This is a genomic window from Rhizobacter sp. P2_H3, from assembly GCF_056403355.1.
Genome location: NZ_JBFUFQ010000050.1, coordinates 19,540 through 31,711 on the forward strand (window position 1 = coordinate 19,540; position 12,172 = coordinate 31,711).

The window sequence follows — 12,172 nt, forward strand, 5'->3', positions numbered from 1 at the left end:
TCCCATGGCCCGCAACACCCAGGTCGCCGCCGACCACAACGCCCCGCCGATCACGCAGATCCTCGCCCGCTTCGTCGCCGAACACCCGTCGCGCGGCTGGAGCGATGCGGTCGACCACGAGGCGCACCGCACCTTCCTGAACTGGCTGGGCTGCGCGGTCGGCGCGGCGCGCCACGAGGCGGCCGATGCCGCGCTGGCGGCGGTCAACATGCTGCAGCCGGCCCCGCAGGCCACCGTGCTCGGCCGCGGCGAGCGCGTCGACATGGCGAGCGCTGCGCTGGTGAACGGCATCACCTCGCACACCTTCGATTTCGACGACACCCACCTGAAGACCATCATCCACCCGGCCGGACCGGTCGCCTCGGCGCTGCTCGCGCTGGCCGAGCACCAGGGGGCCAGCGGCCGCGCGCTGGTCGATGCGCTGGTGATCGGCATCGACGTGGCCTGCCGGCTCGGCAACACCGTCTACCCGGAGCACTACGACCGCGGCTGGCACATCACCGGCACCACCGGCATGCTGGGCGCGGCGGCAGGCTGCGCGCGGCTGCTCGGGCTGGACGTGCAGCAGACGGCGATGGCGCTGGGCATCGCGGCCTCGCAGCCGGTCGGCCTGCGCGAGCAGTTCGGCACGATGACCAAGCCGTTCCACCCGGGGGCCGCGGCGCGCGCCGGGCTGATGTCGGCGCTGCTCGCGCGCCACGGCTTCACCAGCAGCCCGAAGGCGATCGAGGCGCCGCGCGGCTTCGCGCAGGTGGTGTCGACCAAGTGCGCCTGGAACGAGGTGACCGACGAGCTGGGCGAGCGCTTCGAGATCTCGTTCAACAGCTACAAGCCGTTCGCCTGCGGCATCGTGATCCACCCGAGCATCGACGCCTGCGTGCAGCTGCGCGAGCAGGGCGTGCGCGCGGAAGACGTCGAGCGCCTCGAGCTGAAGGTGCATTCGCTGGTGCTGGAGCTGACCGGCAAGAAGGAGCCGGCCGACGGCCTGCAGGGCAAGTTCAGCGTCTACCACGGCTGCGCGGCGGGGCTGGTGTTCGGCCATGCGGCGGAAGAGGAGTTCTCGGATGCGGTGGTGACGCGGCCCGACATGGTGGCGCTGCGCCGAAAGGTGGTGGCCACGGTGGACGACCGCATCGACGAGGCGAGCGCCGACGTGACCGCGGTGCTGCGCGACGGCCGCCGGGTGCATGTGTTCGTCGAGCACGCGATCGGCTCGCTGCAGAAGCCGATGAGCGACGCGGCGCTGGAGGGCAAGTTCCATGGCCTCTCCGATCCGGTGCTCGGCGCCGCCAAGACGAAGCAGCTGATCGCGGCCGGCTGGAAGGCCGGCAGCGCGGCGGACCTGAAAGCGCTGGTGGCGCTGGCTCGGCCATGAGCCGGCGTCCGCGCATCGTCGTCCTCGACGATTGGGAGCGCAGCTTCCGCCGGCTCGGCGACTGGCGCGCGATCGACGCGGCGGCCGACGTGACGATCCACCACGTGCCGCTGCGTGGCGAGGCATTGCTCGCTGCGTTGCGGGAGGCCGATGCGATCGTGCTGATGCGCGACCGCACGCCGTTCGGTGCGGACCTGCTGGCTCAGTTGCCGAAGCTGCGTTTCCTCGCCTACACCGGCACGCGCAACAACGCGCTCGACTCCGCGGCGCTGCAGGCACGCGGCATTCCGGTGCACCACACCGAATGGGGCCCGTCGAAGAGCGCGACCTGCGAGCTGACCTGGGCGCTGATCCTCGGCGCGGTGAAGCAGGTGGCAGCGGCGAGCGCCCGGCTGCGCGCCGGCGGCTGGCGCAGCGAGGCGGCCGAACCGCTGGCGCCGGTGCTGCACGGCCAGCGGCTGGGGTTGATCGGTCTCGGCGAGATCGGTGGGCGGGTCGCCGCGGTCGGCAGGGCCTTCGGGATGGACGTGGTCACCTGGAGCCCGCACATGACCGAGGCGCGCGCGCTGCAGCATGGCGCGAGCGCGGTGTCGCTCGACGAGCTGCTGGCGACCTCCGCGGTGGTCAGCCTGCACCTGGTGCCGTCGGCCGAGACGCGGCACCTGATCAACGCCGAGCGGCTGGCGACGATGCGGTCGGACAGCGTGCTGGTGAACACTTCGCGTGCGTCGCTGGTCGACACCGACGCGCTGGTGGCGGCGCTGAAGCAGGGGCGGCCTGGGGCCGCGGCGCTCGACGTGTTCGATGCCGAACCGCTGGCGGCGGACCATCCGCTGCGCGAGGCACCGAACCTGCTGCTGACGCCGCACCTGGGTTTCGTCGTCGAGCCGGTGTTCCAGCGCTTCGCGAGCGGGATCACGGCCGGCCTGGCGGCCTGGCTGGCGCAGGGCTGACCCCCACTCCCGTTCGGACTGAGCTTGTCGAAGGCCCGCGCGCTTCGGTCGCAACCCTTCGACAGACGGGCCCTCGGCAGGCTCGGTCCCTGCTCAGGGCGAACGGGACATGGTGATCAAGGCGTCGCCGCCTCCAACGCCTGGCGCAGCGACGCGAGCGTCGCCGCATCGAGCGGCGCGCGCAGCGTCTCGCCCACGTCGCGGCGCTCCCACACCAACGCATCGTCGGTCAGCTGCAGGCGCTGCGTGACCTCGCCGTCGCGCAGCAACTGCAGTTCGGTGCCCGGCGCGGGCCGGACGTTGCCGAGGCTCTGCCAGCGCCCGTGCGAGGCGCTCTCCAACCGGCCGAGCCAGCGGCTGACGGCGTTGTCGAACGGGTGTTGCGGGCCACCGGGGCGTTGCCAGTACCAGCGTGTCGCCTCGCCGCTGATCTGCTGGCGCAGCTGGGCGATCGCAGGGCCGGCGGCGGCGAAGCTGGCGATCGCCGCGGCTTCGGGCGCTGCGGCCATGGGAGCCGGCGCGGCCATCTTGGCGGCGACACGTGCGCTCTGATCAGGAGTCTCGCTGCTGCGCTCGCGGCTCTCGTTGCGGCTGCGTTCCGCCTTCGCACCGGCCCCGGAATCGGGTGAGCGCGGTGCGGCAGGCGGGGCCGGCGCGGGCAGAGGTGCGGGTGCAGCTGCAGGCGGTGCTGCCGCCGTCGGCCCCGGCATCTGCAGCGTCGTTTCCTCGGCCACGATGCCGCGCGAATCGGCCGCCGCATCACGCCGCTTGGCCTCTTCGGCGCGGTGAGGTGCCGCCGGCTTCGGCTTCTCGACGCGCGGAGCCTGTGCCTGCGCGGGCGCCGGTGCAGGTGCTTCGCCCGCCGGCGCCGTCTTGGCCTTCTTCTCCTGCTCGACCGGTGCGGGCTCCGCGACCGGCGCCGGCGCGGCGGGCGCCTGCATCGCCACCCGCGGCGGCAGTGCCTCTTCCGGCGGGCGATCGCGCCACAGCAGTCCGGCGAAGCCGATCACCATCACGCCGGCCAGCGCACCGGCGAAGCGGGGGCGGCCGATCCAGTCCCACAGCCGCTGCCCCACCGACGGTGTCGCCGCAGCAGCCGGCCGTCCCTCGCGCGCCTTCGCCTGCGCCTGGCGCAGGATCAGCTCGCGCAGCGCCGCCGGCGGCGCCGCATCGGCATCCGGCGCATGGCGCAGCGCCTGCCGCAGGTGACGGTCGTGCTCGATGTCGTCGCGCTCGATGTCCGGTTCGCCGCTCATCGCGAAGCCTCCGTGCCGTTCAGCGGCGCGAGGTACGCCCCCATGCAACTGCGCAGCTTGCTCATCGCGTAGCGCAGCCGCGTCTTCGCGGTCTCGAAGCCGACCTCCAGCGCCCGTGCCACGTCGGCCAGCGGCAGCTCGTCGTCGTGGTGCAGCAGGAAGGCGCTGCGCTGCGGCAGCGGCAGCTCTTCCAGGCAGGCCAGCAGGCGCTCGCCGGCGCGCCGCCAGAACGCGATGTCTTCGCCCTGCGGCGCCGGCCACTGCTGCCATGGCACGCCCTCGGCTGCCTCGGGCTCCCACGGCGCGTCGTCATCGTCGTCGTTGGTGATCGACACCTCGCGGCCGCTGCGCCGCCAGACGTCGATCACCCGGTGGTGCGCCAGCGTGAACAGCCAGGTGCGAAAGCTCGCGCCCTGCGGCTGCCAGCTGGCACGCGCGTTGACCACGCGCAGCCAGGTGTCCTGGAACACCTCGTCGGTCTGCGCCGACAGCGCGCCGCCGAGCAGCCGGCGCACGAAGCGGTACAGCCCGGCCTGGTGGCGGGCATACAAAGCTTCGAAGGCGGCGGCGTCGCCGCCGGCATAGGCGCTCATCAGGTGGTCGTCGCTGGGATCGGTGTGGGGGCCGGGGTGCATGGCATGGCAGTCTGCCTGATACGGTGGGTGATACGCGCGGCGGTGCGCAACGGGGTGAAACGACGGCCCGCAAAAATATCGCGGCGAGGTTCACCCCATCGCACCGGCTGCCACGTGTCAGCCAGGGTCACGTTCCGACAACCCTGGAGACCCGCATGGACACGATGAAGACCCCGCGCCGCACGCTGACCTCGGTGCTGATCGCCTCGCTGCTGCTGGCCGCCTGCGCCGGCAGCCTGGACGGCAACCTCGCGCAGGCCGCCGAGCCCTGGCCGCCGGTGTGGCAGGACGCGCAGCCGCAGCTTGACGATGCACCGCCCGCGTTCTCGCCGCCGTCGGCCACCAGCTGCCACCGCCTGCCGGCGATGCGCGAGGTGCCGGGCGGCCCCGGCCAGTACGGCAACCGGCGCCTGGGCCGCGCCGAGCGCCTCGAGCGCGAGTCGCTGAAGACCGAGTCGAAGTCGGCACCGGAGCGGCGCGACGAGCCGGCGATGGCCGCGGGCTCGGCGGCCGATGCGGTGCGCGAGCGCGCGCCGATGGCCGTCGCGCCGGTCGCTCCCGCCGCGAAACCGTCGGCCGAAGCGAGCGGATCGTTCGCCCCCGAGCCCTGGCCGGCCCCGCCCGCGCCGCAGCCGACGAAGCCCCGTCCGGCGCGCGAGACCGTCACCGCCGGCATGGTCGACGACAACGCCGACTTCGGCGAGTACCTCGCCTACCGGCAGCGCAACGCCGGCCTGCCGGTGCGCGAGCGCGACATCAGCGAGCGCTACCTGCTCGAGGTGACCGATGCGCAGGGCGACCCGGTGCACGACGCCGAGGTGGCGATCCAGCGCGCCGGCGTCGCGCAGCCGGTGATGTGGGCGCGGACCGACACCGCCGGCCGGGTCTGGCTGCACCCGCGTGCGTTCCTGGGGCAGGGCACGCAAGGCGACCGCATCCTCGGTATCGCGGTGCGCAAGAACGGCATGCAAGGCCGCGCGCAACTGCAGCGCGGCCAGGCGAGCGCGGTGCAGGTGCGCCTCGGCCAGGCGGTGGCGGCGCAGCGTCCGCGGCTCGACCTGGTGTTCCTGGTCGACGCGACCGGCTCGATGGGCGACGAGATCGCGAAGCTGAAGAACTCGATGCACGCGATGGCGCAGCAGATCTCGCAACTGCCGGTGCAGCCCGATGTCTGCTGGGGCCTGGTGGCCTACCGCGACCGCGGCGATGCGTTCCTCACGCGCACGCAGGACTTCACCGACGACCTGCGCGGCTTCCAGCAGGTGCTCGGCCAGGTCCAGGCGAACGGCGGCGGCGACACGCCGGAGGCGCTGAACGAGGCGCTGCACGAGGTGGTGCACGGCCTGAGCTGGCGGCGCGACGCGGCCCGCATGGTGGTGCTGGTGGCCGATGCGCCGCCGCACCTGGACTACGGCGGCCCGCAGTACGACACCGACATGCAGGCCGCGCTCGCGAAAGGCATCAAGCTGTTCGCGGTCGGCGCGAGCGGGCTCGATCCGGTCGGCGAGTACATCTACCGGCAGATGGCGCAGTACACCGCGGGCCGCTTCGTGTTCCTGACCTACCGCGATGCGGCCGACCCGGGCAGCGGCCCCGGCACGCAGACCACGCACGACGTGAAGCAGTACTCGGTGCAGACGCTGGACCGGCTGGTCGTGAAGCTGGTCGGCGATGAGTTGGCGAAGCTGAAGCGTACTTGACACTGTGTGCACATAGTGTAAAGTAGCGGCAATCGATCAACCTGCCGCCTGCTTCACCGATGCCTTCTGCAACCCTCGATCCGGTCGATCCGACCAGCGCGCGCCGCGACGCCATCCTGCAATCCGCCGCCGGCGTCTTCCTGCGCTACGGCTACCGCAAGACCTCGATGGACGACCTGGCGCGCGCCGCCGACCTGTCGCGCCAGGGCCTCTACCTGCACTTCGCCAACAAGGAGGCGCTGTTCAAGGAGGTGGTGGTCCAGCTGATCGGCCAGAGCCGCGCCACGATGCGCGCGGCGCTGGCGCGCGACGAACTGCCGATCGACGAGCGCCTGCTCGTCGCCTTCATGGCGCTGAAGTCGCAGGGCGACGGCAGCGAGATGCCGCAGGAGCACCTGGCCGAGCTGTTCGCCACCGCGACGCAGCTGGTCGGCCCGGTGCTCGACGAGCTCGAGCAGGCGATGGTCGCCGACCTGTCGCGCGTGCTGCAGGCCAGCGGCATCGCCGCCGGCTGGAAGGAAGCCGGGCTCGGCGCGAAGGACCTGGCGCTGCACCTGACGGCCGCATCGCACGGCATCAAGCACCAGGCGAAGAGCACCGCCGAGTACCGCGAGCGCATGCGCGTCGCGATCCGGCTGGTGTGCCGCGTGCCCGCACCTGTCTCGACGCGCCGCTGAGCGTGCGCCCCTGAATGCCCACCCGGAGTGACCCTGCCATGACTTCCGCCTCCCTCTGCCCCCGCCGCATCGCCCCTGCCGACCACAGCCAGTCGCCGCAGCACCGCGATGGCAAGTTCCGCAACGTCGCGCCGCGCCAGTCGCCCGGCTTCCTGAAGACGCTGTCGATCGCCTGGCGCGTGCTGACCAGCAAGCCCGACACCACCGTGCCGCATGCGCCGATCCCGGTGCAGGCGCTCACCGCAGCGGCACTGGCCGAGGCGCCCGATGCCAGCCTGTTCCGGCTCGGCCATTCGACGCTGCTGCTGAAGCTGGCCGGCGAGTTCTGGCTCACCGATCCGGTGTTCTCCGAGCGCGCGTCGCCGGTGCAATGGGCCGGCCCGAAGCGCTTCCATGCGCCGCCGATCTCCATCGCCGAGTTGCCGCCGATCAAGGGCGTGATCCTGTCGCACGACCACTTCGATCACCTCGACCACGCCGCGATCCTCGAGCTCGCGCCGAAGGTGGAAGTGTTCACCACGCCGCTGGGCGTCGGCGAGCGCCTGATCGGCTGGGGCATCGACGCCGCCAAGGTGCGCCAGCTCGACTGGTGGCAGTCGACCAGCGTGCACGGGGTGCAGCTGGTGGCCACGCCGGCGCAACATTTCTCGGGCCGCAGCCTGAGCGACGGCGACCGCACGCTGTGGGCCTCGTGGGTCATCGTCGCGGGCGACCTGCGGCTCTTCTTCAGCGGCGACACCGGCTACCACGCCGACTTCAAGACCATCGGCGACCGCTTCGGCCCGTTCGACGTGACGCTGCTCGAGACCGGCGCCTACGACAAGGAGTGGCCCGAGGTGCACATGCAGCCCGAGGAGACGCTGCAGGCCCACCTCGACCTGCGCGGGCGCTGGCTGATGCCGGTGCACAACGGCACCTTCGACCTGGCGCTGCACCCGTGGCACGAGCCGTTCGACCGCATCCTCGACCTGGCCGCGACGCATGGCGTGCGGCTGGCCACGCCTGAAATGGGCGAGCGCCTCGCGCTGGACGCACCGCAGCCGGGGAAACGGTGGTGGACGAGTGTGTGAGCGGGGTAGCATCCACTGATGCGACGACCTGCCCCCCTTTCAGCCGTGCTCGCCGGCGCGGCGCTGCTCACCGCCTGCGGCGGCGGCTTCTACGTCGAATGGAGCAACGGCTTCGATGACGACGGCCCGCCGAGCGTGCAGCTCGTGGCTTCGTCATCGTCGGTGCAGGCCGGCGGCTCGGTGCGCCTCTCCGCTGCCGCGAGCGACCAGAGCGGCATCGACGAGGTGCGCTTCTACCGCCTCGACGGGCTGAGCTCGGTGCTGCTGGGCGGCGACAGCTCCCCGCCCTACGAATGGACGCTGACCGGCCCGACCGACGGCCGCAGCACGGTGCGCGTGTACGCGCGGGCGGTCGACAACGACGGCCATGCGGCCGACAGCAACACGCTGGCCCTGAGCGTGACGCCCTGATGCGCCGGCTGCCGCGGGTCTTCACCTCACTGCTGCTCCTCTCCACCACGCTCAGCCACGCACAGCAGGCCGACGCCCCGCCCGTGAAGATCGAGGCCACGCCGAGCGGCAAGCCACTGTGGGAGATCGGCGTCGGCGGCGTCGCCGTCAACGGCCCCGACTATCCCGCCGCCGGCACACGCCACGCGCGCATCGCCCCGGTGCCGATCTTCGTCTACCGTGGCGAGCGCCTGCGTGTCGATGAAGACGGCGTGCGCAGCCGGCTGTTCGCCGGCGGGCGCCTCGAACTCGACCTGTCGGGCGCGGCCGCGTTCAACGCACGCGACAACGATGCTCGCCGCGGCATGCCCGGTCTCGACTACCTGTTCGAGCTGGGCCCGCAGCTGCGCTGGCGCCTGCCGCTGCAGGACGGCCAGCAGCTCAGTGCCCACCTGAAGGCGCGCGCGGTGTTCTCGACCGACGGGCGCGGCATCGACCGCCACGGCAGCGTTGTCGAACCCGAGCTGCGCTGGCAGCGCCGCGGCTGGCCCGACAGCGAGAGCCAGGTGCAGCTCAGCGTGGTCAGCACCTGGGCCAGCGAATCGCTGCACGACTATTTCTACCAGGTGGACCCGCGCTACGCGACCGCGCAGCGGCCGGCCTACGACGCGAGCTCCGGCTACTTCGGCAGCGGCGTGCGCGCGTGGTGGTCACGCCGCATCGCGACCGACACGGTGCTGAGCCTCGGTGCCTCGCTGAACAACCACGCCGGCGCGGCGAACCGTGCGAGCCCGCTGTTCGAGCGCAGCAGCACGGCCAGTTTCGCGGCGGCCCTCATCTGGACGCCATGGAAGAGTGAGCAGCGGGTTCCCTGATCAGAACTCGACCATCAGGTGCAGCACGTGCGAGCCGATGCGTTTTTCAACGCGCGGAATGAACGCGATGCGCGTCGTCACGCCGTGCACCGTGAACAGCGACACCGTCGGCACGAACAACGGCTGCACCGCGTGGTCGTAGCCGGTCACGCCGCCCATCGTCACGCCGAAGCGGCCGTGCTCCAGCGTGTAGCCGGCGTAGACGCTGTTGCGGCGCAGCGAGTTGCGATACGCGCCGACCGTCCAGTTGTCGTCGCTGCGGTAGTAGAGGCCCGGGTTCGAGTTGTTGTAGCGCTTCGCCGGGATGTGCTTGCTCGCGATGTGCAGGCCCCAGGTCTCGGCCGCCACCACGGGTGCGAATGCGGCCAGCGACAGACCGGCGAGGCAGGCGGCGATGAGGGGGCGGGGCAGGAACATGGGGCGGGCTTTCGATCGGGTCTGTCTGTGCCCTTTCTTTTCGACGGCCCGGCGTCGGCACGAAGCCGTCGTTTCGGACCCGGGGGCGGGTCCGCGCACAAGAACACGGCATTTGTTGGCGCCCGCACAGCCGGTTACAGCTGGGTTTCATCGCGCTGACACAGCGTGTCGGGCAGCCCCCTAGGTCGCAGGTCAGACAGCGGCTGACAAGCTTCCCGCGCGGTCCTACAGTCGCGGCGAGGCCGCCACACGAACGGCCCCAGGGGACACGGCTCATGAAGCCTCAAGACGATGGATCGGCAGCGTTGCCGGCCGGCTCTTTGCCAGATGATTGGAAAGCGCTCCAACAGGCCGAACAGCTCGCGCTGCAGGCGCGGCGCCGCCATGCGCTCGGCCTGGCCGACGGCGACGAGCACCCGGCGCTGAAGCTGCCCACCGTCGGCCTCGCGCTGTCCGGCGGCGGCGTGCGCAGCGCGACCTTCGCGCTCGGGCTGCTGCGTGGCCTGTCGCAGAGCCAGGGCCAGCCGAACCGCGAGCGCGCCGACCCGGCCGACCGCTCGCTGGTGGCCGACGGCCTGCTGGGCCGCGTCGACTACCTGTCCACCGTCTCGGGCGGCGGCTACACCGGCGCGATGTTCGGCCGCCTCGTCAACGCGTTCGGGCTGCAGCAGGCGCAGGCGCTGCTCGCGCGCAGCGATTCACCGGTGCTGCAATGGCTGCGCCGCAACGGCCGCTACCTGTCGCCGGCCGGCTCGCGCGACATCGGCATCGCGGTCGTCACCTACCTGCGCGCCTGGCTCGCGATCCACACCGAGTTCATGTTCGCCTGCATGCTGCTCGGCCTGCTGGTGATCGCGCCGCACCTGTGGCAGCACAGCACGCAGCAGCTCGACCCGCAGGGCTGGGAGCGGTGGTTCACGCCGTGGTGGCCGGCCGCGCTGGCGCTGTGGGCCGCGACCGCGCCGGGGCTGGTGGCCGGCTACTGGGCCGCGCGCGACACGCACGACCCCGATGCGCGTGCGGTAGGGCCCGGCTGGCGCGACGTGGTGTTCGTCACCGCGATGGCCTTCGCCGCGTGGCTGCTGCTGCGCGAGCTGCGCAGCGGCAGCACGGTGAACCCGGTGCGCGACGCGCTCGACTGGGCCACCGCGGCGCTGCTCGCGCTGCTGTCGATCGTGGTCGGCCAGCTGTTCGTGCAGACGCGCCTCGCGCTCGGCCGCGAGCCGCATGCGCTGGCCGTCGCGCGGCTGCGCAACCAGCTGACGCGCTGGCTGAAGGCGGCCACGCTCGTCGTCGCCGCGATCGGCGGGCTCGGCGCGCTCGACCGCACCAGTTGGTGGGTGCTGGAGGAGCTGCAATCGGGCAACCAGTGGCTGTGGGGCGGCGTCGGCTTCGGCGGCGTCGTGGTGCTGGTGCTGCGCCGGCTCGCGCAGCCGCTGCAGCAGATGGCGGCCGAGGCCGGCGCCCGCGCGCGCGGCTGGCTGCCGCGGTTGATGGACGTCGGCTCGCTGGTCGGCCTGCTCGCGCTGGTGACGGCCTGGCTGGTCGTGCTGCAGTGGTTCGTGTTCGCGCCCGAGACCTTCAGCGCGCTGCGCGAGGTGCCGGCGTGGATGCGCGCCGTGCTGGTCGGCGCGCTGTGGCTCGGCTGGATCGTGCTGACCGCCGGCAATGCGCAGATGGCGAACACCTCGTCGCTGCACAGCTTCTACCGGGCGCGGCTGACGCGCGCCTACCTCGCGGTGGGCAACCCGCGGCGCGGCCTGGTCGGTGGGGTCGCGCACGGCACCCAGGGCGGCCCGGCCCAGGACGTGACCAGCGTGGTCGACGGTGACGACACCGCGCTGGACAGCTACCGCCCCGAGGCTCGCGGCGGCCCGATCCACCTGGTGAACACCTGCCTGAACCAGACGCGCGACGACCAGAGCGGCCTGTACAACGCCGACCGCAAGGGCACCGCGGTGACGGCCACCTGGCGCGGGCTGGAGATCGGCCCGACGGAGTTCGTCGCGCTGCAGCCGGACGATGACACCGGCACGCTGGGCCGCTGGATCGCGGTGTCGGGCGCGGCCGCCTCGCCCGGGGCCGGCTCGTACACCTCGCGCGGGCTCGCGCTGCTGGTGTACTTCCTCGGCGTGCGGCTCGGCCACTGGGTGCGCGCGCCGCGCGAATCGGTGCAGCTGCGCTGGCTCAGCCGGCTCGCGTGGCGCTTCGCGCCGAAGCCGCTGATGCTGGCGAGCGAGGCCTCGGCCACCTTCTTCGGCGTCGAGCGGCCCTGGTGGTACCTGTCGGACGGCGGGCACTTCGAGAACAGCGGCATCTACCCGCTGCTCAAGCGCGAGACCGACTTCATGGTGCTCGCCGACGCCAGCTGCGATGCCGACTACGGCTTCGGCGACATCGAGAACCTGGTGCGCAAGGCGCGCATCGACTTCGGCGCCGAGATCGACTTCTACACCCGCGAGGAGGCGCAGCACCTGTTCAGCCTGGCCGGCAGCGACCTGACCGTGCTGTCGCCGGAGCACATGGCCGACAACCACTCCACCCGCGGCGTGCTGCTTGCGCGCGTGCGCTACCGCGAGCGCGCCGGCCCGCGCGGGCCGTGGCGGCCCGAGGGCACGCTGCTGGTGGTCAAGCCGAACCTGCACGACGCGCTCGACGTCGACCTGCTGGCCTATGCGCGGCAGCACGAGYGCTTTCCGCACGAATCGACCGGCGACCAATCGTTCGACGAGGCGCAGTGGGAGAGCTACCACCGCCTCGGCGAGGATTTCGGCCGCGCGCTGCACGACACCTGGCTCGCGCAACTGCCCGGCTGGCGCAGCCC

11 protein-coding genes are annotated in these 12,172 nt (G+C 72.3%); 8 read left to right on the plus strand and 3 right to left on the minus strand.

Going from position 1 to position 12,172, the window contains the following annotated elements:
- Positions 1 to 4 precede the first annotated feature (4 nt).
- Both AC1D1T_RS12300 and AC1D1T_RS12305 read left to right on the plus strand, forming a co-directional pair.
- Positions 5 to 1,375 carry an MmgE/PrpD family protein gene (locus AC1D1T_RS12300; RefSeq protein WP_465111281.1) on the plus strand — a complete coding sequence of 457 codons (1,371 nt, stop codon included), beginning with the start codon at positions 5 to 7 and terminating at the stop codon, positions 1,373 to 1,375.
- Complete coding sequence (locus AC1D1T_RS12305; RefSeq protein WP_477825006.1) at positions 1,372 to 2,328, plus strand: D-2-hydroxyacid dehydrogenase family protein; 957 nt, start codon at positions 1,372 to 1,374, stop codon at positions 2,326 to 2,328. The genes AC1D1T_RS12300 and AC1D1T_RS12305 overlap by 4 nt, the downstream gene beginning before the upstream one ends.
- 116 nt (positions 2,329 to 2,444) lie before the next feature.
- Here the strand turns inward: AC1D1T_RS12305 and AC1D1T_RS12310 are convergent, their stop codons facing one another.
- Positions 2,445 to 3,584 (minus strand): hypothetical protein, encoded by a 1,140-nt coding sequence (locus AC1D1T_RS12310; protein WP_477825007.1) that lies wholly within the window; start codon positions 3,582 to 3,584, stop codon positions 2,445 to 2,447.
- Positions 3,581 to 4,219, minus strand: coding sequence for a sigma-70 family RNA polymerase sigma factor (locus AC1D1T_RS12315; protein ID WP_477825008.1), 639 nt, complete (start codon positions 4,217 to 4,219; stop codon positions 3,581 to 3,583). Before AC1D1T_RS12315 ends, AC1D1T_RS12310 begins: the two co-directional genes overlap by 4 nt.
- 155 nt (positions 4,220 to 4,374) lie before the next feature.
- Here AC1D1T_RS12315 and AC1D1T_RS12320 point away from each other — a divergent pair, with 155 nt between their 5' ends.
- From AC1D1T_RS12320 to AC1D1T_RS12340, 5 genes are read left to right on the plus strand one after another with little or no spacing between them, the layout of a single operon-like run.
- The gene (locus tag AC1D1T_RS12320) at positions 4,375 to 5,919 is read left to right on the plus strand and encodes a vWA domain-containing protein (protein ID WP_477825009.1); all 1,545 of its coding nucleotides are present in this window, start codon (positions 4,375 to 4,377) and stop codon (positions 5,917 to 5,919) included.
- 59 nt (positions 5,920 to 5,978) lie between these two features.
- Complete coding sequence (locus AC1D1T_RS12325; protein ID WP_465111286.1) at positions 5,979 to 6,596, plus strand: TetR/AcrR family transcriptional regulator; 618 nt, start codon at positions 5,979 to 5,981, stop codon at positions 6,594 to 6,596.
- Between the two features lie 38 nt (positions 6,597 to 6,634).
- Positions 6,635 to 7,666, plus strand: coding sequence for an MBL fold metallo-hydrolase (locus AC1D1T_RS12330; RefSeq protein ID WP_477825010.1), 1,032 nt, complete (start codon positions 6,635 to 6,637; stop codon positions 7,664 to 7,666).
- An 18-nt stretch (positions 7,667 to 7,684) separates the two neighbouring features.
- A complete protein-coding gene (locus AC1D1T_RS12335) occupies positions 7,685 to 8,077 on the plus strand; it encodes an Ig-like domain-containing protein (protein ID WP_156154668.1) in 393 nt (130 codons plus the stop codon).
- Positions 8,077 to 8,931, plus strand: a complete 855-nt coding sequence (locus AC1D1T_RS12340; protein ID WP_465111288.1) for a MipA/OmpV family protein — start codon at positions 8,077 to 8,079, stop codon at positions 8,929 to 8,931. The genes AC1D1T_RS12335 and AC1D1T_RS12340 overlap by 1 nt, the downstream gene beginning before the upstream one ends.
- Here AC1D1T_RS12340 and AC1D1T_RS12345 read toward each other — a convergent pair whose 3' ends face one another.
- A complete protein-coding gene (locus tag AC1D1T_RS12345; RefSeq protein ID WP_477991930.1) occupies positions 8,932 to 9,348 on the minus strand; it encodes a hypothetical protein in 417 nt (138 codons plus the stop codon).
- 275 nt (positions 9,349 to 9,623) lie between these two features.
- Here AC1D1T_RS12345 and AC1D1T_RS12350 point away from each other — a divergent pair.
- The coding region (locus tag AC1D1T_RS12350; protein WP_477991931.1) for a hypothetical protein at positions 9,624 to 12,172 on the plus strand (2,549 nt) is incomplete at its 3' end.